Raw genomic sequence first — 26729 nt, 5'->3', positions numbered from 1 at the left:
AGCGCTCACCGCCCGCGGCCCTCCTCCGGTTCCCGCACCAGGTGCACCGCCGTGCTGGACCAGTCGCCCGGCGGCAGGTCGAGGCTCAGGCCGTACCCGCTCAGCACGGTGGCGTGGTGGACGGTGCCGGTGCGGGTGTCGCGGTAGCGGCCCGCCGGCGTGAGACCCCGCAGCCGGACCGGCAGCTCCGGGCTGCCGTGGCGGGCGGTGCGCCGCCAGGCCAGCAGCAGGGCCTGTGCGCCGTCGACGGCCGTGTACTGCACCACCGAGGGAAGATCCTGCGACGGCGGTGACAGCCGGTCCAGCCTGCCGTGCTGCACGAGATGGCGCACCCGCTTGTACTCGGCCACCAGAGCGGCCCCCTCCCGCAGTTCCTCCTCGGACCAGTGGGTGAGATCACCGCCGATCCCGAGCGCCCCGGCCATCGCCACGTGGAAGCGGAAGCGCAGGGGGACCGTGCGTCCCGTGAGCTGGTTGGGCACGTCGGTCACCCAGGCGCCCATCGTGCGGGCGGGGTAGACCTGGCCGTAGCCGTGCTGGATCCACATCCGGTCGGCGGCGTCGGTGTTGTCCGACGCCCACGCCTGGTCCGTGCGGGACAGGATGCCGAGATCGACGCGTCCGCCGCCGCCGCTGCACGATTCGACGCGCAGCCCCGGATGGTCGGCCCGCAGACGGTCGAGGACGTCGTAGAGGTTGCGCACGTACTCGTGCCACAGGCGGTCGGCGCCGTCCTCGCGCCCTGGCCAGCCGGCCTCGCTGAAGACCCGGTTCATGTCCCACTTGAGGAAGTCGATGCCGTGGTCGCCGACCAGGCGGGTCAGCCAGTCGTACGCCCAGTCCGCGACGTCGCGGCGCGCGAAGTTCAGCACGAGCTGGTTGCGCAGCTCGGAGCGGGGACGGCCCGGGAAGTGCAGGACCCAGTCGGGGCGCCGGCGGTACAGGTCGCTGTCCGGGTTCACCATCTCGGGCTCCACCCACAGGCCGAACCGCATGCCGAGGCCGTGCACCGCGCGGACCAGCGGGGTGAGCCCGTCGGGGAACCGGTCCGGCGAGGGCGTCCAGTCGCCCAGCCCGGCCCGGTCGCTGCGGCGGCCCCCGAACCAGCCGTCGTCGACGACGTACAGCTCGACGCCGAGGGCCGCCGCCCGCTCCGCCAGGGCGAGTTGCTTCGGAGCGGAGACGTCGAAGCCGGTCGCCTCCCACGAGTTGTAGAGGACCGGCGCGACCTCGTCTGGGTGCGGCACCACATGGGCGAGGGCGTACGCGTGCCAGGCCCGGCTGGCCGCGCCGAACCCGCCGTCGGTGCACACCCCCGCGAACACCGGGGTGGTGAACTCCTCGCCCGGGGCGAGCGGCACGCTCGTGCCGTCGTGACCGACGCCTCCGGTGAAGGCGGCCCGTCCGTCCGGCGTGCGCTGGGCGGTGATCCGCCAGCTCCCGCTCCAGGCGAGGGCCGCGCTCCACACCCGGCCGTGTTCCTCCGTCGCGTCGCCCGCGTCGAGCATCACCCACGGGTTCGCGTGGTGGCTCGTGATGCCGCGGCGGCTGGTCAGCACCGTCTCGCCGTACGGCAGGTGGTCGCGGCGCAGTTGGCTCTCGGCGGACCACTGGCCGGTGACGTGACTGAGGCGGTAGTCCGCGAGGGCCGGCAGCGTCCACGCGGCGGAGTCGGCGCGCAGCAGGGTGACGGGCTCCTCACCGTCGTTGCGGACGACGGTCCGGCGTTCGATGACGTCCGTGTCGTCGCTCACGCGGTAGTGCAGGGCCACGTGCAGGGGGTGGTGGCGGTCGCGGAACGACAGCACCAGCTCGCCCCCTTCGCTGCGGCGACCGGTCGGCAGCCACTCGAAGGCGCGGGATCCGTCCGCGAACCTGACCTGGAGCGACGGCGGTCCGTAACGCGTCCCGCCGTCGACGGGAAGCTCCTCGCCCACGCCCGGAGTCCCCTCGAAGCTGTTCGCCGCCGGGACACGGGCCGCCGCGAGTTCCCCGGCCTCCTCCAGGGTCAGCCGGGGGCCCCACGCGAGATGGCAGGGGGCTCCGGCCTCGTCCACTCTCAGCGCGTACGAGGTCCGCGGGGTGGTCAGCAGCCAGACTCCGGTGTCCGGGGCGAAGGAGATCATCGGCGGGGTTCCTCACGTTCCGGTGGCGCGACGAGACGTCCGAGAGCCAACCTCGGCCTTCGATCATGTGTCAATACCTCGCCGCAATCTGAGATGTGCAGGCCGAGGGCACTTCAAAGGAGAGGCTCACGATGATTGAGCTTCTTTCATTGACGAGAGAAAATAAAGCACCTAGGTTCCGGTCATGCGCTCCCCCGATCGGACCGAGGCGTTCCCGGCCCGCACGCCGGCCGCCGCCCAGATCTTCACCACCGTGCTGTCCCGCGGTCCGCTCACCCGCGCGGACATCGCCGGCCGGACCCGGCTGTCGGCCGCGGCGGTCACCAAGGCGGTGCGGCCCCTCATCGAGGCCGGTTACCTGCGGGAGGACGCCGCCGAGGACGCCCGGCAGGTGTCCCTCGGGCGCCCGGCGAACCCGGTGCGGGTGGACGGGGGAAGGGCGTTGTTCATCGGCGTCAAGATGACGGGCGACGAACTCATCGCCGTGCTCACGGACCTGTGCTGCCGCATCAGGGTCGCCCGGCACGTGCCGCTCACCTCCCACGACCCGCAGGCGGTGCTGTCCTCGACCGCGGCCCTCGTCCAGGAACTGCTGACCGAGGCCGACGGCTTCGGGGTCCGGGTCCAGGGGCTCGGCATCGCGGTGGCCGGCGACGTGGACCGCGCGGACGGGGTGGTGCGTTACTCGCCGTTCCTGAAGTGGCGTGACGTCCCGCTCGCCGGACTTGCGGCCATGACCACCGGCCTGCCGGTCACCGTCGACAACGACGTCCGGGCACTGACGGTCGCCGAGCAGTGGTTCGGCGCCGGGGTGGGCCTGTCCGGCTTCGCCCTGGTGACCGTCGGCGCGGGCATCGGCTGCGGTCTCGTGGTGCACGGGCAGGTCGTGTCGGGTGCGCACGGCGTCGCCGGTGAGATCGGGCACGTCGCCGTCGACCCGGCCGGGCCCCTCTGCCACTGCGGCAACCGCGGCTGCGTGGAGGCCATCGCCTCCGACTCGGCGATCGTCGACAGGATCAGGGAGGTGACCGGCGTGCACGTCGCCGACGCCGCCGAGGCCCTGCACCTGGCCCACGACGGTCACCCCGGCGCCCGCGCGGTGTACGCGCGGGCGGGCGAGGCGATCGGCCGGGGCATCGCCACGGTCGCCAACCTGCTGGGCCCCGAACGCGTGATCATCTCCGGCGAGGGCCTGGCCGCCTACGACCTCTTCGCCGAGCAGATCCGCGACGCCTTCGCCGCGGCCGCCTTCGGCTCGGCCGCACGGTGCGACGTGCGGACGCGCCCCCTGCCCTTCGAGGAGTGGGCACGCGGAGCCGCGGCCACCGCGATCCAGTCCTTCATCACCTCGGACCCGAACTGACAGGACCGGCGGCCGACCGCCCGGCCGCCCACCGCCGGTGCGGACACGTGCCGAGTACGGACACGTCCCGACCAGAACGAGGGTGGCGATGATGCAGCAGGGCCGCCTGCCCCTGGCGGCGCGTGGCCTGCCGGCGCCATGTCGCCTGCGGGCTGTTCGGGCGCGGTGCCGCCGCCCTGGCGGCCCCGTCCTGGCCGCGTACGGCGGGGGAGGGGCGGCCTCACGAGCCCCGGCCTGCGACCGCAGCACAGGCGGACCGTCCCCGGGCCGGTGTCCGTCCGCACGGACACCGACGCGATCGCCTGCGCTCCGGCCGCACGACTGTGCCCGCGGTCGACAGCGGGACCTCCAGCAGCAAGGGCGTGCCGGTCGACGAGGCCGGGACCGTCTCCGACGTCACCGGCCTGTGTCCGGCGACCCGCGACCTCGCCCGCACCCTCGCCCTGCGCCGACGCGGCACGGCCGGGCCGGGAGCACACCACTGACCGGACCGGCCGGATCGCGGGTCGCCGGCCCGGCTCACCTGACCGGGGGCGGCGGTGCGCTGTCCGGGAGGGGCGCGGGGAGCGCGGGACGGGCGGCGGCCGCCTGTTCCTTCGTCAGCGCGTTGATCACCTTCCGGGCCGACAGGGGATCGGCCGGAAGCGTGTGGGAGGCGAACCAGCGGGCGGCCGAGGGGTCGGGTGACGGTTCGACGAACTCCGCGCCCGCGTAGTCGTCGAGCGGGGGATCGTAGACGTATCCGCAGACCAGCCCGTGTCCGACCAGGCGGTGCAGCAGGGCGTCGCGGTCCTCGACCAGGAGCGGGACCCGGAAGAGGGGGAGAGGGACACCGTCCGCGGGCCGGGCGCGGAGCGCCGGTGCGGCCCAGCTGGTCCCGGACAGCAGCGAGACACCGATCCGGCGCCGGTCGAGGTCGGCGTCCAGCCGGGCCATGCGCAGCGCCAACTGCCCCCTCACCAGGGCCCCGTGACGGGACCTGAAGCCGTGCAGATCGACGCGGACCCAGGGTTCGTAGGCCTCCAGGCTCGGTGCCCGGCGGGCACAGTCGGCAAGGCGCGGTCCCTCCAACGCCATGCGGAACGCGTCGCGTTCGAGCATCCCGAGGCGCTCCATCGTGCGCCACACGGGACGCACCAGGTTGAGGCCGCGCACGGACGAACGCGCCAGCGGCCGCAGGGCCGTGGCCAGGTCCCCGCTGAGGCGGCGCGCCACCAGGAGTTCGTCGCGCAGCCGTTCCACCTCCCGGCGCGTGCGCGCGTCGTCGACGGCGAGGAAGCCACCGGCCATTCCCGCCACGTGCTTGGACAGGCTGAAGGCCGCCGCCGTCCCGAACGTGCCGACCGGCCGTCCGTCCACGTGCGTGCCGATCGCGTGCGCCGCGTCCTCGAACAGCGGGATGCCCAACTCCACGCAGCGGCGCCGCAGTTCCACCACCCGGTCCGGCACGCCGTACAGATTCGAGGTCAGGACGGCGTCCACGTTCCGCCAGGCCGACTCCGGGACGGCGGCCGGATCGATGTTGCCGTCCCACACGGACACCGGCGCCTGCACCGGGCGCAGTCCGGCCGCGAGGACCACGAAGAGGATCACGTCGTCGGTCACCGGGGACATCAGGATGCGGGCGCCCGGCCGGCACCAGTGCCGCAGCGCGAGGTAGAGGGCCAGCCGCGCCGACGGCGTGTAGACGCATTCGCGCCCGAGCCGCCGTGCCATCACCGCGGCGAGCCGCGATCCGTACGGCATCGTCACCTCTTTCGTCGAAGGGACTCGGAGCGCCCTCCCGGACGTCACCGGCCGGGAGTCGCGCGTGCTCGCGGACGTCGCCGGTGGGGCGCCCGGGCCTCGGCCTGCGACGGCCCCCGTCGTCGGCACCGCACGACCGGCGGAGCGGGGGCCGGCGACACGTCACCGTCCCCGGAACGGGAGCGGCGGAACGCGTCAGCGGGCCCGGGTGCCCGCCCTGGCGGAGTCCGGCCGCCCCGACGCCCGCAGAGTGCCGACCGTCTTCAGCAGCCGGTCGGCGGGGTCCCGCAGCGTGGGATGGGCCAGGACCGTGTTCCGCAGGCCGCGCACCGGCCGGCGCCACAGCCGGTGCGCCGCCGCCACCGGATGCGGGCGGGTCGCGAACCCCTCGCCCACGCGCAGCTCGCGGGTCTTCAGCCAGTCCTTGTACTCCTTGTCGCCGCGCCCCATGTCCATGAGCCGCACGCCGTCACGCCCCGCGGCCTCGGCCATCCTGAGGTGCATGATCAGCCCGGGCGAGTAGTAGCGCAGCTCCGGGTCGTACGCGGTGAACCAGGCCGCGAAAACCGAGCGCGACGTCGGCCCGAAGTGCGCGGCCACCGGCCGGTCCCCGGCGTACACCACGGACAGCACGCCGGTGAAGTGCTCCTCGCGGACCCGGAAGAGATGGTTCACCAGAGCGACGATCCACGGCCGCGCGAAGCGGTCCATCCGTCCCGTCCTGCGGTACTGGGCGGACTTCCATTCCATGAGCGTGCGCAGCGCCCCCGGGTCGCGCTCGTCGTAGACGAACCTCAGCTCGCCCAGGTCGCGCCCCAGCCGGCGTTCCTTCTTCAGCGTCGTCTTGGCCAGCTTGGGGTAGGCACCGCGCAGCCACTGCGCGTAGCTGTCGCCGCCGTGGTCCAGGTCGATCACCGGGGAGGCGAACCTTCCCGTCACGTGCCTGCCGAACGGCTTCTGCTCCTCGACGAGATGGTCGAACTCGAAGACGGAGAGGCCGCACGCCCGCAGCAGTTGCCGGGTGTCCCAGGTGACCCCGGGGCGGTGCACCAGGGCCTGGCAGTCGGAGAGGCCCAGACCGATGGCCCGGCCGACGCCGAAGGAGTTGCGTTCGTACGGGAGGAAGCCGACCGGTTCCCCGTCCTCGTGCAGGACCGCCACCAGGGCCCCGCCCCGGTACCGGGCGACGCCCGTCGCGAACTCCGGTGACAGGAAGGGGTTGGCGTACTCGGGCGACTCGTCCATCGCCTGATGCCAGGCCCGGCCGAGCGAGGCGCTCAGCCCGTCGAGCCTGTGGACCGTGATGCCCACCTCAGATCAACCGCCCTTCCACGGGCTCCGCGACGGATGCCCCGCCCACCGCACGGGCCGGCACGGCAGGTGTGCCACTGCTCATGGACCGCATGGACGACCGCTCCCCCCACCACGCGCCGGCGGCGTCGTGCCACCTTCTCCGGTCGGTCATGTCCTCGGTGTTCCCCGATCCACGCCGGTGCGCCCTCGTCCCGCGGTCGACGACCGAGATCCGAACCGTTCGGCGGGGCTCAAACGTCGCGAAACAGTACGCATGTGTCAAGGGTGCCTGCCGGGCCGGTGGGCGTGGCCGCAGGCGGCACGGCGCTTCCCTGGCCGTGTTCCCGCCCCGCCGGCGCCGTGGGCGGTGGCCGGCAGCGTTCAAGATCTGAAACCAAGAGGTCCGCAGGACCCCGTCGTGGGTGAGTCCGGTGTGAACTCTTGACGACGCCATGACACTGAGGTTGACTCGCGGCTCAGCGTCGGAACCGGTACCGGTACCGGTTCCGGGCGGTGAAGTCGCCCTGCCGGTGCGTCAGGAGGCAGCCTTGCGCGTCACGATCGCCGATGTGGCTCAGGCTGCCGGGGTGAGCAAGACGACCGTCTCGCGGGTGCTCAACACCCGCGGCGAGGTCGACGCGTCGACGGCGGCGAGGGTCCGCGGAGTCATCGACCGCATGGGCTACGTGCCCAGTTCGGGCGCCGTCGGTCTCGCACGCGGCAGCAGCAGGACCGTCGGCATGCTGGTTCCCTCGCTGACGTGGCCCTGGATGGGCGAAGTCCTGCAGGGGGTGGTCGACACGGTGGAGGCGGCCGGCTTCGGCCTGCTGCTGTTCACCTGCAACCGGGGCGCCGAGTCCGTCGCCCGGTTCACCCACCAGGTGTCCGCCCGCGCCTTCGACGGACTGCTCGTCGTGGAGCCGGAGAACACCCTCGACATGCTGACGGCGCTGCACCGGGACGGGCTGCCCGTCGTGCTCGTCGACGACCGCGGCCGCCACCCCGAGTTCCCGTCCGTGACGGCCGCCAACACCGAGGGCGGAGCGGCGGCCGCACGGCACCTGCTGGCCGGCGGCCGGCGCCGTCCGCTCGTGCTCACCGGCCCGCTGCGGTTCGGCTGCGTACGAGACCGGCTCGACGGCTTCCGTGCCGCCCACGCCGCCCACGGCATCGACGTCGGCCTGGTGGTCGAGGGCGACTTCACCGAGGCCGACGGCCGGGCCCGGGTACGGGGACTGCTCGCCGAGGGACGACGGTTCGACGCGGTCTTCGCGCACAACGACCTCGCGGCGATCGGCGTGCTGGGTGCCCTGCGGGACGCGGGGCTGCGGGTACCGGACGACGTCGAGGTGATCGGCTTCGACGACATCCCGGTGGCCCGGCACACGGAACCCTCCCTGACCACCGTCCGCCAGCCGATGCGCGAGATGGGGGAGACGGCGGCGCGGCTGCTCCTCGCCCGGCTGGCGGGAGCGGGCTCGCCCGCCTCGCCGGTCGTCCTGCCCACGGAAGTGATCGTCCGCGCCTCGGCCCCGGCCCGATAGCCCGCGTACCCACCGCACCCCGCGAGCCGCCCCCGGGGGGGGGGGGCGTGAAGGCTCGGCCCCGCCCAGCAAGTCCAGCTCGGCCCCGCACAAGCAAGCCCAACTCTGGCCCCGCACACGCAAGTCCAGCACCGGTGCTCCACCCAGCACATCGGCCCCCGCAAGGAACGGCACCCCACACGGAACGGCACCCCCGCAAGGAACGGCACCCCACACGGAACGGCACCCCCGCAAGGAACGGCACCCCCAACTCCCCAAGGAGAGCCGCATGTCATCCCGTACTCCCCGCACGCTGATGACCGCCCTCGCCACCCTGTCCGCCCTGTGCCTGCTGTCGGCGGGCACGGCCGTCGCGGCCCAGGACCCGCAGTCCGGCGCGGTCGCCGCGGCGGCCTGGGACACCGACCGGGCCGCCGCGGCGTACGCCGCAAGTCCGGCCGCCGTCACCGCCTCCGGCAGCGAGAACGCCGGCACCGCGCCCGGGCTGGCCTTCGACGGCAACTCCGCGACGCGCTGGTCCAGCCAGTTCGCGGACGACGCGTGGATCCGCGTCGACCTCGGCGCCACGCTCCGCATCGACCGCGTCGCCCTGGACTGGGAGGCCGCCTACGGCAAGCGCTACGTCCTGGAGGTGTCCAGGAACGGCACCGACTGGACCCCCTTCTACACGGAGACCGCCGGCACCGGAGGATCCGTCACCGCGCACACCTACCCGCAGGAGGTGACGGGCCGGTACGTGCGCCTGCGCGGCCTCGAACGCGCCACGCCCTACGGCTATTCGCTGTACTCCTTCAAGGTCTACGGCGGCGAACCGGCCCCCGCCTCGACCACCCGGGCCAACCTCGCGCTGAACCACCCCGCCTACTCGAACCTCTACCAGCACGCGGGCAACTCACCCGGCCTCGCCACCGACGGCGGCTGGCCCGCGGACCTCAGGAGCGACGCCACCCGCTGGTCCAGCGACTGGAACGCCGACCGCTGGATCTCCGTCGACCTCGGAGCCACCTCCACCATCGACACCGTCGACCTCTACTGGGAGGCGGCCTACGCGGTCGACTACGAGATCCAGGTCTCCGACGACAACAGAACCTGGCGCACCGTCCACCGGCCGTCCGCCGCCGAGGTCGCCGCCCGCCGCGCCGACGTGAAGTCCCCGGGCGAGGCGGTGGGCCGCCACGACACCGTCCGGCTGTCCCAGCCGGCGACCGGGCGCTACGTGCGGATGCTCGGCAAGGAACGGCGCTCCTTCTACAACCCGGCGCCCGCCACGGCCCAGTTCGGCTACTCCCTCTACGAGTTCCAGGTCTGGGGCACGGGAGGCAGCGCCTCGGCCGCCTACCCGGCGCTGCCCGGCGAACAGTCCGGTACCTACCAGACGACGTTCTTCGACGACTTCACGGCGGCGAGCCTCGACCGCTCCAAGTGGCGCGTGGTCAGGACAGGCCAGGAGATGGGCCCGGTCAACGGGGAGTCCCAGGCCTATGTCGACTCCGCCGACACCATCAGCACGCAGAACGGGAGCCTCCTGCTGAAGGCCAAGTACTGCAAGGGCTGCACACAGGCCGGCGGCGGCACCTACGACTTCACCTCCGGGCGCGTCGACACCAGCACCAGGTTCGACTTCACGTACGGACGGGTCAGCGCGCGGATGAAGCTGCCGGTCGGCGACGGGTTCTGGCCCGCCTTCTGGCTGCTGGGCAGCAACGTCGACGACCCGTCGGTGTCCTGGCCGGCGTCCGGCGAGACCGACATCATGGAGAACATCGGCTACGCCGACTGGACCAGCACGGCGCTGCACGGTCCCGGCTATTCGGCCGACGGCAACATCGGCGCCCGTCAGACCTATCCCGACGGGGGCCGGGCCGACCAGTGGCACACCTACGCCGTCGAGTGGACGCCGACGGGCATGCGCTTCTTCGTCGACGACCGCCTGGTCCAGGAGACCACCCGCAACAAGCTGGAGTCGACGCGAGGCCAGTGGGTCTTCGGCCACAACCAGTACCTCATCCTCAACCTCGCCCTCGGCGGCGCCTATCCGGCGGGCTGGAACAAGGTCACGACGCCCTACTGGGGCCTGCCCCAGTCGAGCGTCGACCGGGTCGCCGCCGGGGGAGTGCGGGCGGAGGTCGACTGGGTGCGCGTGGAGCAGAAGCGATGACCGGAGCCGTACCCTCACCTACGGTCCGGCGACCGGCCTCGTCCACCTGACCGCGGGCGGCAGCCCTCCCGGAGGAGTCCGGACGGGCTGCCGGGACCCGGCCCCACGGCACGTCAGCTCTGCTCACCCGCCCGCGACATCCGCAGCGCCAGTTCCTGAAGGAGATCGGCCGACGTGACGTCGGTCCGCCCGGAGTCGTGCACGTCGGCGAGCTCGGAGAAGAGGAACGCGAAGGCGCCCACGAGCGAGATGGTGGCGGGCAGGTAGGCGTCCGCGACGGCCTGTCCCGCTTCGGCGGGACCGGCGTCCGCGGGCACCTCGACACTCGGGAACACCTCCGTCACGAGCGCGCCGAGCTGGCTCTCGGTCGAGTCGACCTCGGCGTCCTCGTCCTGAGCGATCCTGCGGACCATCGCGTTGGTCTCGGTGAGGACGCCGATGGCTCGCAGGATGATCTCCGTCTGTTCCATGCGGTGAGCCTAGACGTGCGATCGGCTCCCCGGTCATGACCTCCGGTTTCCGTCCTCGGTCACGGGCTCCCGGTCCGTCGTCCGACAGCGGGCCGGCCGGCGTGGCTGAAGCGGGCATGACCGTGTCCAGCTTCTTCCGCCGGCCCCGGAAGGCCCGTTCCGCACCGGGTGACGCGCCAGGTCACCGGGGCGGCGGACGCCACTCGAACAGGATGATCGTTGCGTCGTCCTGCAGACGCTCGCTCTGGGACTCCAGGAGGGAATGGATGAGACGCCGCAGTGTCTCCGGGGCCAGTTCACCGCCTGCCGTGGCACGGATGACGGAGTCGGTGAACCGCTCCAGACCGAACAGGCCGCCCTCCCGGGTCCGCGCCTCGGTGACCCCGTCGGTGTACATCAGCACCCGGTCACCCGGTTCGAGGGTGATCTCGTGCACGTGCCTGGCCATCGGGGAGAGGAGCGAGGGCAGGCCCATCGGCGGCTCCGCGTCGCGGTCCATCGCACCGTCGACGACCCGCTCGTCGCGGATGAGCAGCGGTGGCGGATGACCGCAGTTGATCCACCGCAGCAGTCCGCCGGCCAGATCGAGCCGGCACAGGACCGAGGTGCAGAACTGGTCCGGCAGCCACTCGCCGAGAGCGGCGTCGACGGACTCCACGAGTTCCGGCAGGTCCGACCCGGTCCGGCGGGCGTTGCGACAGGCAGCCAGTGACACCGCCGTGGTCAGACCCGAGGCCAGATCGTGTCCCATGGCGTCGAAGATCGACACGTGCAGGGTCGTCTCCGTCAGCGCGTGGTCGAAGGCGTCTCCGCCGATCCGGTAGGCGGGTTCCAGGACGGCCGTCGACAGCGCGTGCGTGGTACCGATCGTGCGGGGCGGCAGGAACGCGCGCAGCATCTCGGCGGGCAGCTGCATCGGCTCGGTCCGGGTCCGCCGTACGAAGGAGTCCTTGTACGCCCGTTTCGACGTGACCATCATGGCGAGCAGGGTGGCGAGCGTCCTGGCGCGCCGCAGCGACAAGGGGTCCAGGGACGGGCTGTGCACGGCGAGGACACCGAGGCGTTCGGCGCCGTCCAGCAGCGGAAGCCACGCCGTCATCCCGCCGGACTCGGACTCCTCGACGCGCAGGGACTGCGTGCGGTACGTCCAGCCGGCGAGGGAGCCGTCGATGTCGAGTGTCGGGACGACGTCCGTCAGCGGCACGAGCTGCCGCTGCTGCAGATCGGCGAGGTAGACGACGGAGTGCTGGAGGCCCAGAGCCTCGGAGCAGCGCGCCACCGCCGTGGACAGGTCCAGCGCCACGTTGCCCGGATCGGCGAGGAACTCCGTCAGCAGCGCTTCCTCGGTCTCTGCCGTCACCACCTGTTCTCCCCTCGTCGCGTTCTTGCACATCCGGGTCCGGGCATCCTGCCCAGCAGTCTCACACCGGCGCGGGCCGCGCGCCCGGCGACCGGGCCCCACGCGAAGCTCACGGCCGGACACCGGCGCCTCGATGTCCCGGCCTTCGTCACGCACCGTGTTCACCACCAGTCCCTGGCGTGCCGGAACGTGTGGTCTGCCGCAGCCTGGATACGCGGGCTGCAGGACAACACTTCCGTCCGTCCGGAGGACACAGACACCATGAGCAGTCAGGACAACGAAGAAGTCATGGGCGACGAGGTCTACCAGCCCGACGGCGCCGAGGGCCGCGGAAGCGACGGCATCCTCGACCCGGAGGACACCCTGAACGACCGCGAGTCCGACCCCTACGAGGAGGGCTGGTCGCCGCCCGAGCGCCCGCTGGCGGTGGAGCACGAGGGGACGACCGCGCGGGAACAGCGGGAGGGCGAGAGTTTGGACCAGCGGCTGTCCGAGGAGCGTCCGGACCCCGCCCTCGCGGAGCCCGATGCCGGTGACGGACTGGGCGACCTCCCCGGCGGCGAGGGGGAACCCGTGGACGACGAGGTCGGGCAGGACCGCGCCGGCCGCCTGGTCGCTCCCGACGAGGGCGCCCACGAGGCGGCCGAGAAGGACATGCTCGCCGAGGACATGGGCATCGACGGGGGCGCCGCCTCCGCCGAGGAGGCGGCCGTCCACCTCATCCCGGACGACGAGACCGGCTCCCTCTAGGCCGTGTCCGCAAAGTCCCGCCTGTTCCGCGGCGCCTGGCACGCACTCTCGCCGCACCGGGCGAAGCCCCAAGTACGTCCAGTACGAGGGTCTCCGCCCGGCACGCCGAGAGCATGCACCAGACGCCGCGGAACCCGCCCTCCGGGCGGACGACGAGACTGTGCGGCCACGACCTAGGGCCGCTCGCCCAGGGGCCGCCCCGGCTGCCCGGCGCGCCGACGCGCGCCGGGCGCCCGGCCCGGTGACCGAAGGTGCTGGTGGGGCCGCTGCCCGGCGGACGGCGGCCCCGCCTGTGCTAAAGTCGCGTTGATACGCTATTCGGTTATCCCCTTACTTTCTGCGCCTGATCGGAATCTTCCGCAGGCGCGTTTTGTTTTGCGGAAGGACGCCCCCGTCTCCCGAGCCGGGGACGCTCTTCTTTTGAGCCGGGGCCCGCGCCTCTCGGGTGCGGGCCCCGACTCCTGCTCTTTTTGGGGCCCAGGAAGGAAATCCAGAGCCAGCATGACTCGATCCGAACGCGCCGCCCGTACCACTTCCGGCCGGCCCACCGGCGCCGCCGCCCGGCGTCCCCAGAAGAACGGCACCAGGGGCGCCGGCAAGGGCGGCCCGGTCCGCAAGGCCGTGGCGCCGCAGGAATTCTCGCTGCCCGAGAGCGTCACGCCCGCACTGCCCGCCGTCGAGTCCTTCGACGCGCTGGACATGCCGGCCGCGCTGACGAAGACCCTCGCGGCCCAGGGGGTGACCGAGCCGTTCCCGATCCAGGGCGCCACCCTGCCGAACACCCTCGCAGGACGTGACGTGCTCGGCCGCGGCCGCACCGGCTCGGGCAAGACGCTCGCGTTCGGACTCGCCCTGCTGGCCCGCACCGCCGGCCGCCGTGCCGAGCCGAAGGCCCCGCTCGCGCTGGTCCTGGTACCCACCAGGGAACTCGCCCAGCAGGTCTCCGACGCGCTCACCCCGTACGCCACCGCCGTCAACCTGCGGCTGACCGTCGCCGTGGGCGGCATGTCCATCGGCCGGCAGGCCGGATCGCTGCGCCGCGGCGCCGAGGTGCTGGTCGCCACCCCCGGCCGCCTCAAGGACCTCATCGAGCGGGGTGACTGCGCGCTCGACCGCGTCTCGATCACCGTCCTCGACGAGGCCGACCAGATGGCCGACATGGGCTTCATGCCGCAGGTCACGGCGCTGCTCAAGCAGGTCGAGCCGGACGGGCAGCGGATGCTGTTCTCGGCGACGCTGGACAAGAACATCGACCGCCTCGTCCGGATGTTCCTCACCGACCCGGTGGTGCACTCCGTCGACCCGTCGGCGGGCGCGGTGACGACGATGGAGCACCACGTGCTGCACGTCGCCGACGAGACCGACAAGAAGGCCGTGGCGATGCGGATCGCGGCCCGCGAGGGCCGGGTGATCCTCTTCGTGGACACCAAGCGCGGCGCCGACCGCTTCACCAAGCGTCTGCTGGCCAACGGCGTCCGCGCCTCCGCCCTGCACGGGGGACGCAGCCAGCCGCAGCGCAACCGCACGCTGGACCAGTTCAAGAACGGTGACGTCACCGCCCTCGTCGCGACCAACGTGGCGGCCCGCGGCATCCACGTCGACGACCTGGACCTCGTGGTGAACGTCGACCCGCCGTCCGACCACAAGGACTACCTGCACCGCGGTGGGCGCACCGCCCGCGCGGGGGAGTCCGGCAGCGTCGTGACCCTCGTACTGCCCGAGCAGAAGCGGGAGATGACGCGGCTGATGGCCGACGCCGGTATCAGCCCGCGCACGGCACGCGTCTCCTCCAGCGACGAGGAGCTCGCCCGGCTCACCGGAGCGCGCGAGCCCTCCGGCGTCCCGGTCGTCATCGAGGTGCCCCAGCCCGTCGAGCAGCCGAAGCAGCGCCCCGGGTCGAGGCCGCGGTCCGCGGCCGGCACCGGCACGGGCCGTCGCACCGGCGCCGCGAAGCGCACGAGCGGCACCGGCGCGGGTACCGGCGGCCGAAGCTCCGGCACGGGCGCCGGTGGCCGTACGAACGGCACCGGTACCGGAGGACGTACGAACGGCACCGGAGGTCGTACCGCGGCCGGCACCGCGGGCCGCACCGGATCCGCTGCCGGGGGCCGCACCGGCACGGGCACCGGGGGCCGCGGCGGCTCGGGGGCCGGTGGCCGTGGCGCCGCCGGGTCCGGAGCGGGCGCGGGCGGCACGCGTTCGGGTTCGGGTTCGGCCTCGGGAGGGCGTGGCCGCGGCCGTGCCCCGCAGCGCGGCGGCCAGGGCGGCGGCGGACGCAGCGCCGCCTAGGGCCTGTCGTTTGGATCAGGCTGGCTGTGACCGACGGTTCGTCCTGACCGACCCGAGCGGGGTCTGGCGCGTGCAGCTGCAAGGCGGAGGAGGGAGTCGACGCGGAGCGTCGGCGACCGACGACAACGCCGCAGATGTGCGTGCCAGACCCCGCGACGCCGGCGTGATCCAAACGACAGGCCCTAGGTCAACGTCCCTGTCCGGCCGGTCCTCGCGGGGCCGCGGAGACCGGCCGCAGCGGATTCCGGCCGCACCGGATTTCGGCCGTACGCGGCCGTGGGCGCCCGGGGCGCCGCCCGGTCGCCGGACCGGGTCCGGCCCCGCGTCGCCACAGACAGGCCCTAGACGTCACCCAGGAAACCGGGGTCGACGGAGTCGAGTTCCTGGCAGAAGTGCCGCTGCACGCCGAGGAGTTCGGCGAGGGGGACCGCGCGGCGCCTGGTCGCGGCCAGGTCCCGCCGGGCCTCGGCCGACCACAGGAACGGCGTGAACGAGAGCGCCTGCGTCCCGTTCAGCGCGCCCGACTCGGCACGCCAGCCGGACCAGCGCAGGGTCTCGTAGAACTGCTCCATGCCGCCGGTCAGCAGCCACGCCAGCCACGGGCCGTACCCGGCTTCGAGGGCCTCCCAGCGCAGCGAGTCCGGCGCGAAGTACACCATCTCCCCGGGGTCGCCGGGCCGGCCCGACGCCCGGGGCTCGGCCCCGTTGAGGACGAAGACACCGCCCAGGACGTCATGGCCGACGACGAGCCCGCCGTCGCGCGGCCGCCACCGGGGATCGAAACGCTCGGGGAAGCCGTTGACGTCGGCCAGTGACGGCACCCCGCGCAGTCCGGGCGGCCCGGTGAGCGGGCCGGGTCCAGGGCTGCCGTAGACGCGCAGCCAGCCGCTGTCCAGCACCAGCCCACCGCAGTTGAGGACCAGCGCCCCGAGCCGGGACCTGGCGGTGATCTGCATCTGGAGCAGGGACGCGCGCGCCCCCTCCGGGTCCACGGGGAGCACGTCGACGTGCACCGCGCTCACATCCAGGTCCGCGGAGACGAGGGGCCAGGCGGGCTCCTCGACGTCGGTCAGCTCGATCAGGTCTCGCATGGGTCCACCCGGGGGTCTCGCGGGCCGCGGCCGCCGTGCTCAACGGGCCGTCGTGCGCTGCTCAGTAGGCCGTCGCACGCTCCCGCCGCACCGAGTACGCCACGAACCCGGCGCCGAGGCCGAGGAAGAGCGTGCCGCCGATGACGTAGGGGGTGGTGTCGATGCCGCCGGTGTCGGCGAGCCGGGTGCCGGCGTCCGCCGACACCGCGGAGGTCCGCGTCACCTCCGCGGACGTCGAGGAAAGGGCCGCACCCGAAGACTCCGGCGAGTCCGACCAGGCCGACGAGTTCTCCGCACTCGACGAGGTCCGTGTCATGGACACCGAGCGCTGCGCCGGTTCGTCCTGGGTGGCGTTGGCGGACGGAACGAACCACAGGGCCCCCAGGAGGGTCCCGGCGGCGGTGGCGGTCAGCAACGAGCGACGTGCGGACACGGAATATCGATCCCCTTGTGGCGCTGGCGAATTGGCCGTGTGGGGCGATGCTAATGAAAGGCGCGGGTCGTGGGAAAGTCGCGCATCGCGCGGGTCGTACGCTCCCTCCCATGAGTACTCCTGAGACATCACGGTTTGTACGGCTTCGGGTCGAACTGGTGCTGGAGGTCGACGACTCCGACGCCGTCACCAAGGCCGCGCTGCAGCGGATCGCCGGTGATCCCGACCTGCCCGCCGACGAGCGCGCGCACGCCGAGAGCGCGGTGACGCAGGACACTGCCGAGGCCCTCGCATACATCGTGGATCCGTTCGACCTGGTCAGCGAGGTGCCCGGGATCGAACTCGCCCAGGCGTCCTGGAGCAGCGAGCACATCGACTACGACCCCGATTCGCCGGATTGGGACCTGGACGAGGATGATGCGGCGGAGGACGAGGAGAACGGACTCGGCTGACGCGGCTTGGGGAAATCGTGACCCCGGGTGGCAACCGCCGTCCGGGGTTTCCTCGTCTCACCAGGCGCACTGACCACTTCCGCACCACGCCCGGTCCCGGTCCCGCAGTGGGACCGGTCGATCCGACGTGGTGTGCCCCACACATCCGAGGGATGTGGAACGGGACGTACCGGTCGTAGCGTTGACAGTTCGACGGGGCCCTCGGGGTTTTCGGGTTTTCGGCAACGATGGAGAAGCGTGTGATGACGGACAGTAAGCGGCGCAAGGGTCTGATGGCCGCGTCCGCACTGCTCGGCGGGGTGCTGGTGCTCTCTGCGTGCAGCGGGGGCGACGACACGTCCGGCGCGTCGGACGGCGGTGACAGCACCTCGCAGGCCAAGGTCGACGAGGCAGCCGCCAAGAAGACGTCCGAGGCCCAGATCAAGATCACGCCGAAGGACGGCTCCGACAACGCCTCCATCAACACCGGCACCAAGGTCACCGTGAGCAAGGGCACGCTCACCGACGTCACGCTGAAGACCGCCGACGGCACCGCCGTCGCCGGCCGGATATCCGCGGACAAGAAGAGCTGGGCCCCCACCGGCCAGCTCGAGCGCGCCACGAAGTACCGGATCACCGCCGAGGCGAAGGACTCCGCGGGCCGCGCCGCCCACGAGAACGCCTCCTTCACCACGGTCTCCCCGGCCAACAGCTTCATCGGCAACTTCTCGCCCGAGGACGGCGCCACCGTCGGCGTCGGCATGCCGGTCTCGATCAACTTCGACAAGGCGATCACCGACAAGGCCGCCGTGCAGAAGGGGATCACCGTCGCCTCCAGCAGCGGCCAGGAGGTCGTCGGTCACTGGTTCAGCCCGAACCGCCTGGACTTCCGCCCCGAGGAGTACTGGAAGGCCGGCTCGACCGTCACCCTCAAGCTGAACCTCGACGGTGTCGAGGGCGCGGACGGCGTGTACGGCGTGCAGCAGAAGACGGTCACCTTCAAGATCGGCCGCAACCAGGTCTCGGTCGTCGACGCCGAGACCAAGACCATGAAGGTCACCCGGGACGGCAAGACCGTCAAGACCATCCCGATCTCCGCGGGCGCCCCGGAGAACAAGACGTACGAAGGCCAGCTGGTGATCTCCGAGAAGTTCAAGGAGACCCGGATGGACGGCTCGACGGTCGGCTTCACCAAGGAGGACGGCAAGGGCGAGTACGACATCAAGGACGTGCCGCACGCCATGCGCCTGTCCGCCTCCGGCACCTTCATCCACGGCAACTACTGGGGTGCCAAGTCCATCTTCGGCTCGGTGAACACCAGTCACGGCTGTGTCGGCCTGTCGGACACCAAGGGCGCGAACGACTCGAACACGCCCGCGGCCTGGTTCTACGACAACTCGCTGATCGGTGACGTCGTCGTCGTCAAGAACACCGGCGACAAGACGATCTCCCCGGACAACGGTCTGAGCGACTGGAACATGGACTGGGCCGCCTGGCAGGCGGGTTCGGCGGCCTGACCGCCCCTTCGTACCGCTGACAGCGGCGGCTTCCCGACGGGGAGCCGCCGCTGTCGCGTTCCGCCGCCCTGCCGATGCGCCTTCGCGGGCGTGAGGCGGCCAGCCCGGCCGGGGGCCGGGCCGTTGACCGGGGCCGGGACCCGCCCCCACGGCGCACAGGGTTCCGAGGCGGCGCACAGCGATCGCGAAGAAGGCGCCGCGGCTCGCGACGATCCGCAAGGGCCGGATCTCCGTCAAGGAGAACGCGGGCGCCTGAACGCACAGTCGACGGCACAACACCCCGATAATCAAGGCGTTTTGAGCCAAAAACGGAAGCAAGTCATCAACTCTTCACCCTCGTCACACTATTGAGCAGCTGATCACCCCCCGGGCATACTGCATGTTCCGGGGGGTGTACGTGCACACGTGCGGGACTGCCCCCGGCCGGGTGAATGGGGAATTCACCCGGACCTCATCTCCAGGGGGAGACTTGCGCAGACAAGTGAAAAAAGCATGCGTGGCCACGGTCGCCACGGCGGCCGCGGTGGCGCTGGCGGCGGGTATGACCAGCCCGGCGTCGGCGACCGGGGCGGAGAATGCGAGCAGCGCCGCGGGTACGGCCCTGACGGCCAAGCACCGCGTCACACTGATCACCGGTGACCGCGTCGTCGTCGGCCCCAAGGGCCGCGTCGTCGGCTTCGAACACGCCAAGGGACGCGAGCACATACCCGTCCAGGTGCGCAAGGCCGACGGGCACACGCTCGTCGTGCCGGCCGACGCACAGCGTCTGATAGCCACCGGCAAACTCGACCAGCGGCTCTTCGACGTCACCGAGCTCAACAAGGCCGCCGCCCGCAAGGCCCAGAAGCGGGGCCTGAAGCTGATCGTCGGCTACCGGGGCGCCGCGGCCGCCGCGAAGGCCGACGTCCGCGACGCGGGTGACACCAAGGTCCGCCGGACCCTGAAGTCCCTGAACGCGGACGCCGTCCTCACGCCGAAGCAGGACGCGGGCCGGCTGTGGACCGCGGTCACCGACGACGGCTCCGCCGCCGCCGGCATCGCCCATGTCTGGCTGGACGGCGTCCGCAAGGCCAGCCTCGACAAGTCCGTGCCGCAGATCGGCGCCCCCAAGGCGTGGGCGGCCGGCTACGACGGCAAGGGCGTCAAGATCGCCGTCCTGGACACCGGTGTCGACGCGACCCACCCGGACCTCAAGGACCAGGTCCTGGAGTCCAAGAACTTCTCCGCCTCGCCCGACGCCACCGACCACTACGGCCACGGCACGCACGTCGCGTCGATCGCCGCGGGCACGGGCGCGAAGTCGAACGGCAAGTTCAAGGGCGTCGCGCCCGGCGCGAAGATCCTCAACGGCAAGGTGCTCAGCGACGAGGGCTACGGGGAGGACTCGGAGATCCTCGCCGGCATGGAGTGGGCCGCCGCGCAGGGCGCCGATGTCGTCAACCTCAGCCTGGGCGGCGGGGACACCCCCGAGATCGACCCGCTCGAGGCCGAGGTCAACAAGCTCTCGGAGGAGAAGGGCATCCTCTTCGCCATCGCCGCGGGCAACGACGGCGACTTCGGCGAGCAGACCGTCGGCTCCCCGGGCAGCGCGGCCGCCGCGCTCACCGTCGGCGCCGTCGACGGCAGCGACAAGCTGGCCTCCTTCTCCAGCCGCGGTCCCGGCCTCGACGGCGCGATCAAGCCCGACGTCACCGCGCCCGGCGTGAACATCACGGCCGCCGCGGCCCCGGGCAGCGTCATCGACAAGGAGGTCGGCCAGAACCCGGCCGGCTACCTGAGCATCTCCGGTACGTCCATGGCCACCCCGCACGTCGCGGGCGCCGCCGCCATCCTGAAGCAGCAGCACCCGGGCTGGACGTACACCGAGCTCAAGGGCGCGCTGACCGGCTCCGCCAAGGGCGGCAAGTACACGCCGTTCCAGCAGGGTTCCGGCCGCATCCAGGTCGACAAGGCCATCAAGCAGTCCGTGATCGCCGACCCGGTGTCGGCGAGCTTCGGCCTCCAGCAGTGGCCGCACACCGACGACACCCCGGCGACCAGGCAGGTCACCTACCGCAACCTCGGCACGACCGACGTCACGCTGAACCTCTCGGTCGCCGGCACCAACCCCAAGGGCCAGGCGGCTCCGGCGGGCTTCTTCACCCTCGGTGCCAGGACGGTCACCGTCCCGGCGGGCGGCAAGGCCTCCGTCGGCCTCACCGCCGACACCAGGCTCGGCGGCACCACGGACGGCGCGTACTCCGCGTACGTCACGGCGACGGGCGGCGGCCAGAGTGTCCGCACGGCCGCCGCGGTGCAGCGCGAGGTGGAGTCGTACACCGTCACGCTCAAGCACGTCGACCGTGACGGCAGGCCGGCCGTGAACTACGGCACGGACCTGTCCGGCATCTCGGGCCTCGCGAAGGAGAAGTGGTACTCGCCGTACGACGCCTCCGGCACGGTCAAGGTGCGCGTCCCCAAGGGCGGCTACATCCTCAACACCGGTCTCTACGTGGACCGGGAGGACTTCACCAAGGGCGCCGACTGGATCGCCCAGCCCAAGCTGAACGTCGTCAAGGACACGACGATCACGCTGGACGCGCGGACGACGAAGCCGGTGGACATCACCGTCCCGGACGCCGCTGCCAAGCCGGCCTTCATGTCCCCGGACTTCACCGTGGACACGGGCGACGCCGGCTACTCGTACGGCTGGTGGCTCGACTCGTACGAGAACTTCCGCACCGCTCACCTCGGCCCGCAGATCACCGACGGTTCGCTCTCCCAGCAGTGGGACGCGCACTGGACCAAGGATGACGACGAGGAGTACGACACCACCACCGCCGCCAAGGTGAAGCAGGTCGCCACCGGCTACACCAAGCACTACAAGGCGAGCGAACTGGCCTCGGTGAAGATCGGCCTCGGCGCCTCGTCGAGCGGCAAGACGGGCGCCGTCAGCGCGTTCGGCTGGCTGCCCGGCAGCTCAGGCGGCTCGGCCGTCTCCATCCCGCAGAGCCTCCCGGGCACCCGGACGCTGCACGTGTCCACCATCGGCGGGGTCAAGTGGAGCATCGACTTCGAGCAGTCCGCCGGGGTCGACGAGGACGGCTGGCCGATCAGTGAGGCGTACTACACGCTCGGCGACGAGCAGAGCTTCACCGGCGGCAAGAGCTACGAGAAGACGTTCAACACGGCCGTCTTCGGTCCGCGGATCGGCGGGTCCTACGGCCTGTTCCGCCAGGGCAACGACATCTACGGCTCCCTGCCGCTGTTCGCCGACGGCAAGACCCACGCGGGCTCCTCGACGTTCAGCTCGGTCGCCACGACCCTGTACCGCAACGGCACCAAGGTCGGTTCGAACGAGGACCCGCTCTTCGGTGACGGGCAGTTCAAGGTCCCGGCGGGCGAGGCCGAGTACAAGCTGACCACCTCGGTCAAGCGCAGCGTCAGGGTCGCCGCGGCCTCCACCCGGATCGACGCCAGCTGGACCTTCCGCTCCAAGAAGGTCGACGCCGCGAAGCTGCCCGCCTCGACGGTCCGCTTCAACGCCGCCACCGGCCTGGACAGCCGCGTCGAGGCCGACAGGAAGGTCTCGGTCCCGGTCACCGTCCAGGGCGCGGCCGCGGGCAGCAACCTCAAGTCGCTCTACGTCTACGTGTCCTACGACTACGGCCAGACGTGGACCAGGCTGACCGTGACGAACGGCAAGATCAGCGTCAAGAACCCGGCGAAGGGCAAGGGCATCTCCTTCCACGCCAAGATCACCGACAAGAAGAACAACAAGTCGACGATCTCCATCTACAACGCGTACTACGGGAAGTGACCCGGAGCCGTCCGGCCTGATCCGCCGGACGGCCCCGGCCCCGTGGTCCGCCGAGTGCTGACCGGTTTCCGCTCAGCGCTGATATGCGCGACGGCCCGTCGGAAGCAGAGCTTCCGCGGGCCGTCCGTGTTTGTGTGGGGGCATGACCATATCGACCGTGGAGTACATCCGGTACCGGATCCCCGAGCACCAGTCGCCGGAGTTCCTGGCCGCCTACACCCGGGCCGCCGCCCAGCTCGCCGCGGCCCCGCAGTGCGTGGACTACGAGCTGGCCCGCTGCGAGGAGGACTTCGAGCACTTCGTCCTGCGCATCACCTGGACCTCGACCGAGGATCACCTGGAGGGGTTCAGGAAGTCGGAGCTGTTCACCGACTTCCTCGCCGAGATCCGCCCCTTCGTCGGCGACATCGAGGAGATGCGCCACTACAAGCCGACGACCGTGCGCGGCACCGGTGCGGCGGTGCCGACCCTCTACTCCTGGGCGGGCGGCGCCGAGGCGTTCGCCCGGCTGACCGAGGCCTTCTACGAGAAGGTCCTCAAGGACGAGGTCCTCGCCCCCGTCTTCGAGGGCCTGGCGCCCGAGCACGCCGCGCACGTCGCGCTCTGGCTCGGGGAGGTCTTCGGCGGGCCGCCCGCGTACTCGGAGAGCCAGGGCGGCCACGGCCACATGGTCGCCAAGCACCTCGGCAAGGGGATCACGGAGCCCCAGCGCCGCCGCTGGGTGAACCTCCTCCAGGACGCGGCCGACGACGCCGGCCTGCCCACCGACGCCGAGTTCCGCTCCGCGTTCGTCGCCTACGCCGAGTGGGGCACCCGCCTCGCCGTCCACTTCTCGGCCCCGGACGTGGCCCCTCCGGCGGACCAGCCGGTCCCCAGGTGGACGTGGGGGGCTGCGCCGCCGTATCAGGGCTAGGGCCTGTCGTTTGGATCAGGCTGGCTGTGACCGACGGTTCGTCCTGACCGACCCGAGCGGGGTCTGGCGCGTGCAGCTGCAAGGCGGAGGAGGGAGTCGACGCGGAGCGTCGGCGACCGACGACAACGCCGCAGATGTGCGTGCCAGACCCCGCGACGCCGACGTGATCCAAACGACAGGCCCTAGGGGCGGAGGTCGCCGAGTGCGCCGACGTAAGCGGTGGGGGCGGTGCGTTCTTGCCGGGGCCGGGGGGCGGCCCGTCCGGCGTTTGAGGGCGAGGCCGTCCAGGCCGAAGCGGGGGACCGGAGCGGCTGACCTTCCTGGGTGCGGGTAGCCTCTGACCTCCCGAAATCCCCCGTTTCAGGCCAATCTTCGGGCCCTGACACAGTTACGGAGCCGTGGCCAGGGTCCACGGGGTCGGCTCCTTTTGATGACCGAGCGAGTCACAGCTTCCCCATACTGCGCCGGTTGGCTTCGGCCACAAGGAAACGCAGCCTGGTCCTGCTGCCCCTGTCCTTGCAGTACCGACACGCGCAGGGCGGATATCCGCTGGAGAGTTCTGGCACCTCGGCCGGTTTCACGGTGTGCTTTCTGCGCACCTCAGTGCGGACTCCGGTTTCCGGATTGATCCGGTACACCTCAATGCTCATCACTGGACGCGCTCCCAGGGGTCCACCAGGGCGCCTGTGCGGGCGTTCCGCGGCTGCGGAACGATGTGTGCCAACGGGCGGTGCCTGCGGCCGATGACCAGCCGTGCGCCCCGCACGGCCGGCGTAGGGCGGCTGCGGGGCGCTGCCGGGGGTGTCTGTGCGGCAGCGTGCTTGCCGGGGGTGCGTCGCCCGAGTAGAGCCACTCTCACCCGTTCGAGGGTTCGTGATACGTAGGACATTGTCAGCGCTCCTCTGAAGCGTCGGCCGCGCCCCCGGACGTTGCCGCGTCGCGGGGTACTTGCTGTCCGCCTAAGGTCCCGTCCGGCTGATTCGCTGCCTAGCGGCCTCATGTGGGCCCCTTGTAGGCCAGACTTGGGACATGCGCGGTGAGACAGCGGCCCACATGATCCGGCGCCTGCGGCAGGCCAGGGGTTGGAGTCAGGCACGGCTGGCGGCCGAGGCGTGCCGCGCGGCGGGTTTACCACCCGACTCACTTACGCGGCAGGACGTTTACCGGTGGGAGAAAGGGAAACGGACTCCGCGCGAATGGCTGCCGTTCATTGCTGCCGCGCTCGGCGCGCCTGCGGTCGAGCTTGAACAGGCCGCCGCAATGGTCCCCCAGGGAAGCGCCCCGGTATCGGTCGCTGACTTCCTGCCGGACACTGATCCGCTCACCCCTTTGAAAGTGCGTCAGGGGCGCCGCATTGGTATCAGTGATGTGACGGACCTGGCCGGACGTGTCCACGGTCTGCGCCTCGCGGACGACGTCCTGGCGGGGGGTGACCTCATCAGGCCTGCGCTGCGTGAGCTGAAGTCCGCTGTCAAGCTCTACCGCGAGGGAAGTCACACACAGGATATCGGGCGCGCCTTGCTGTCCCAGATTGGCGAGTTGGCGCAGATTTCCGGATGGATTGCCTCTGATGCTGGGCGCCACGAGGAAGCGGAACGCATTTACAAGCTGGGCATGAGTGCTGCCCAGCAAGCGAAGGACACAACGCTGGTCGGCAACCTCGCCGGTTCGCTCGCCTATCAGTACAGCAATACCGGGCAGGAACGACAAGGCTTGTTGCTCGCTCGCGCAGCACTGGAACAGGCAGGCGACGACGCGCCCCCGAAAGCGCGGGCCTTGTACCTCGACCGCGTCGCCTGGGCGCTTACGAAGGCCAACGAGACGCAGCCTGCGATGCGCGCCCTGGGCGAGGCATCGGAAGCACTGGCCGAAGGCACCAAGGGGCGGGAGTCTCCCCAATACCTTTACTGGGTTGAGGCGGGCGAGTTGCAAGTCATGGAATCGCGTGTCTACACGGAGCTGAAGCGCCCATTGCGCGCGGTGCCCCTGCTGCGGGAAGTCCTCGCCCGGTACGACGCTACGCACACAAGGGAACTTGCTCTCTACCTTTCTTGGCTTGCCGTTGCTCTGGCTGACGCCAACGAACCGGAGGAGGCGGCAGCAACGGCCCAACGGGTCATCACGCTTTCTGCGGACGTGGCGAGCGAGCGGACAGCAGAGCGCGTAAAGGTGGTCCTGCACAGGCTGGAGGAATACCGCGACGTTCCGGAAGTGCGGGAAGTCCTCGACGGCGCGGCATAGGTAGGGAGGAAAGCAAGGACGGGTAGGACAGCGTGCCTGCTTAACCGCACCTGAGAACCTGCACCGGGCGGCAGTCCCTGGACGGCGGGACAACCGGCCGGGGCAGGTCACGCGCCGAGGTCGGCCACCGGAGCCGGCCGCGCCCGGGCGAACCCCCGGACCGAGAGAGCGGAACCGAGGGCACCGGGGCACATGGCACCCGGGCCCGGGGTCACCCGGCGGCCCGGGGCCGAGAACCCTATGGCGGGGTCACCGACCCCGCACGCGTCGCATCCGCACCCCACGCCGCCAGCAACCGCAACGCCTCCGCGGACGCGGACCCCGGCTCGGCGTGATACGTGATCATCGCCTGCTCGGCGTCGTCCGGGAGCCGGAACGTCTCGAAGGACAGGTCCAGCGCACCGACCAGCGGATGCCGCAGCCGCTTCATGCCGTGGCTCTTCTCCCTGACGTCGTGCGTCGCCCAGAGCCGCCGGAACTCCTCGCTCTTCACGGAGAGTTCGCCCACCAGGGCGGACAGCCGGGGGTCGTCGGGATGGCAGCCCGCGTCCATGCGCAGGAAGCTGACGATGTCGCTCGCCTTCTGCCCCCAGTCCACGTACAGGTCGCGGTACTCGGGCTTCAGGAACACCATGCGCGCCCAGTTCCGCTCCTGCGGTGGCAGCTCCGTCCAGTCGCCGAAGACGGCCGCGGCCATCCGGTTCCAGACGAGGATGTCCGTACGCCGTCCCGTGATGTACGCGGGAACGCCGTCCAGCGTGTCCAGGAGCTGCCGCAGCGCGCCCCGCACCTGCTGCGGCCGGGCGGTCTGTTTCTTCTTGTGCTGCTTGGGCTTGGCGAGGTGCGTCAGGTGCGCGTGCTCGGCGTCGGTCAGGCGCAGGGCGCGGGCGATCGCGTCCAGGACCTCCGAGGACACGTTCCGCCCGTTGCCCTGCTCGAGGCGGGTGTAGTACGCCACGGACACCCCGGCGAGCTGCGCCAGCTCCTCACGGCGCAGTCCCGGCACCCGGCGGTGCCGCCCGAAGTCCGGCAGCCCCACGTCCTCCGGCTTCAGCCGGGCCCGGCGGGTGCGCAGGAACTCGCTGAGCTCGGCACGCCGGTCCAGCGACCGCCCGGTGTCCCCGGCGGGCTGAGGGGAGGCCTGATCGTCCATGCGTCCAGTATTCACGGTCGTACGCCCAGGAGCCTGACCCCGTCAGTAGTAG

The 26729-nt window shown here is 71.5% G+C and carries 19 protein-coding genes and 1 pseudogene; 12 read left to right on the top strand and 8 right to left on the bottom strand.

Translation table 11 applies throughout. The annotated features are described in order from the left end of the window. Positions 1-5: 5 nt before the first annotated feature. Positions 6-2126: an alpha-galactosidase gene (locus AC069T_RS16250; protein ID WP_478783368.1), complete on the bottom strand. Its 2121-nt coding sequence runs from the start codon at positions 2124-2126 to the stop codon at positions 6-8. A gap of 184 nt (positions 2127-2310) precedes the next feature. Here AC069T_RS16250 and AC069T_RS16245 point away from each other — a divergent pair, with 184 nt between their 5' ends. Further along, complete coding sequence (locus AC069T_RS16245) at positions 2311-3489, top strand: ROK family protein (protein WP_478783367.1); 1179 nt, start codon at positions 2311-2313, stop codon at positions 3487-3489. A 323-nt stretch (positions 3490-3812) separates the two neighbouring features. Further along, entirely contained in the window at positions 3813-3974 is a 162-nt protein-coding gene (locus AC069T_RS16240; RefSeq protein WP_478783366.1) for a hypothetical protein, read from the top strand. Positions 3975-4008: 34 nt separating this feature from the next. Here AC069T_RS16240 and AC069T_RS16235 read toward each other — a convergent pair whose 3' ends face one another. Both AC069T_RS16235 and AC069T_RS16230 read right to left on the bottom strand, forming a co-directional pair. Then, complete coding sequence (locus AC069T_RS16235; RefSeq protein WP_478783365.1) at positions 4009-5235, bottom strand: DegT/DnrJ/EryC1/StrS family aminotransferase; 1227 nt, start codon at positions 5233-5235, stop codon at positions 4009-4011. Positions 5236-5430: 195 nt separating this feature from the next. Further along, entirely contained in the window at positions 5431-6546 is a 1116-nt protein-coding gene (locus tag AC069T_RS16230; RefSeq protein ID WP_478783364.1) for a GNAT family N-acetyltransferase, read from the bottom strand. 530 nt (positions 6547-7076) lie between these two features. Here AC069T_RS16230 and AC069T_RS16225 point away from each other — a divergent pair. Continuing rightward, positions 7077-8072 carry a LacI family DNA-binding transcriptional regulator gene (locus AC069T_RS16225; protein WP_478783363.1) on the top strand — a complete coding sequence of 332 codons (996 nt, stop codon included), beginning with the start codon at positions 7077-7079 and terminating at the stop codon, positions 8070-8072. A gap of 268 nt (positions 8073-8340) precedes the next feature. Continuing rightward, positions 8341-10230: a discoidin domain-containing protein gene (locus AC069T_RS16220; protein ID WP_478783362.1), complete on the top strand. Its 1890-nt coding sequence runs from the start codon at positions 8341-8343 to the stop codon at positions 10228-10230. Between the two features lie 113 nt (positions 10231-10343). Here AC069T_RS16220 and AC069T_RS16215 read toward each other — a convergent pair whose 3' ends face one another. Then, positions 10344-10700 carry a hypothetical protein gene (locus tag AC069T_RS16215; RefSeq protein WP_358853381.1) on the bottom strand — a complete coding sequence of 119 codons (357 nt, stop codon included), beginning with the start codon at positions 10698-10700 and terminating at the stop codon, positions 10344-10346. A gap of 181 nt (positions 10701-10881) precedes the next feature. Next, positions 10882-12093 (bottom strand): PP2C family protein-serine/threonine phosphatase, encoded by a 1212-nt coding sequence (locus AC069T_RS16210; protein ID WP_478783361.1) that lies wholly within the window; start codon positions 12091-12093, stop codon positions 10882-10884. Positions 12094-12321: 228 nt separating this feature from the next. Here AC069T_RS16210 and AC069T_RS16205 point away from each other — a divergent pair, with 228 nt between their 5' ends. Further along, on the top strand, positions 12322-12810 hold the full coding sequence (locus AC069T_RS16205; RefSeq protein ID WP_478783360.1) for a DUF5709 domain-containing protein: 489 nt from the start codon (positions 12322-12324) through the stop codon (positions 12808-12810). 501 nt (positions 12811-13311) lie between these two features. Beyond that, positions 13312-15099, top strand: a complete 1788-nt coding sequence (locus AC069T_RS16200; RefSeq protein WP_478783359.1) for a DEAD/DEAH box helicase — start codon at positions 13312-13314, stop codon at positions 15097-15099. Between the two features lie 341 nt (positions 15100-15440). Here AC069T_RS16200 and AC069T_RS16195 read toward each other — a convergent pair whose 3' ends face one another. Next, complete coding sequence (locus AC069T_RS16195) at positions 15441-16190, bottom strand: DUF2625 family protein (RefSeq protein WP_478783358.1); 750 nt, start codon at positions 16188-16190, stop codon at positions 15441-15443. 61 nt (positions 16191-16251) lie between these two features. Beyond that, positions 16252-16605, bottom strand: a complete 354-nt coding sequence (locus AC069T_RS16190) for an LPXTG cell wall anchor domain-containing protein (protein ID WP_478783454.1) — start codon at positions 16603-16605, stop codon at positions 16252-16254. Between the two features lie 128 nt (positions 16606-16733). On the opposite strand from AC069T_RS16190, the gene AC069T_RS16185 reads away from it, so the two are divergent. From AC069T_RS16185 to AC069T_RS16160, 6 genes and pseudogenes are all read left to right on the top strand, one after another. Beyond that, positions 16734-17075 (top strand): hypothetical protein, encoded by a 342-nt coding sequence (locus tag AC069T_RS16185; protein ID WP_478783357.1) that lies wholly within the window; start codon positions 16734-16736, stop codon positions 17073-17075. Positions 17076-17302: 227 nt separating this feature from the next. Beyond that, positions 17303-18571, top strand: coding sequence for a L,D-transpeptidase (locus AC069T_RS16180; protein WP_478783356.1), 1269 nt, complete (start codon positions 17303-17305; stop codon positions 18569-18571). A gap of 175 nt (positions 18572-18746) precedes the next feature. Then, positions 18747-18827, top strand: a pseudogene (locus AC069T_RS16175) (ABC transporter ATP-binding protein); the annotation flags it as partial. Between the two features lie 225 nt (positions 18828-19052). Next, complete coding sequence (locus AC069T_RS16170; protein WP_478783453.1) at positions 19053-22370, top strand: S8 family peptidase; 3318 nt, start codon at positions 19053-19055, stop codon at positions 22368-22370. 142 nt (positions 22371-22512) lie between these two features. Further along, positions 22513-23283 (top strand): globin domain-containing protein, encoded by a 771-nt coding sequence (locus AC069T_RS16165; RefSeq protein ID WP_476752562.1) that lies wholly within the window; start codon positions 22513-22515, stop codon positions 23281-23283. Between the two features lie 1029 nt (positions 23284-24312). Then, a complete protein-coding gene (locus AC069T_RS16160) occupies positions 24313-25524 on the top strand; it encodes a helix-turn-helix transcriptional regulator (RefSeq protein ID WP_478783355.1) in 1212 nt (403 codons plus the stop codon). Positions 25525-25762: 238 nt separating this feature from the next. Here the strand turns inward: AC069T_RS16160 and AC069T_RS16155 are convergent, their stop codons facing one another. Continuing rightward, a complete protein-coding gene (locus AC069T_RS16155) occupies positions 25763-26677 on the bottom strand; it encodes a helix-turn-helix domain-containing protein (RefSeq protein WP_478783354.1) in 915 nt (304 codons plus the stop codon). Between the last annotated feature and the right edge of the window lie 52 nt (positions 26678-26729).

This window comes from Streptomyces sp. NPDC043867 (genome assembly GCF_056435845.1).
This window is presented reverse-complemented; position numbering and strand designations above follow the sequence as displayed.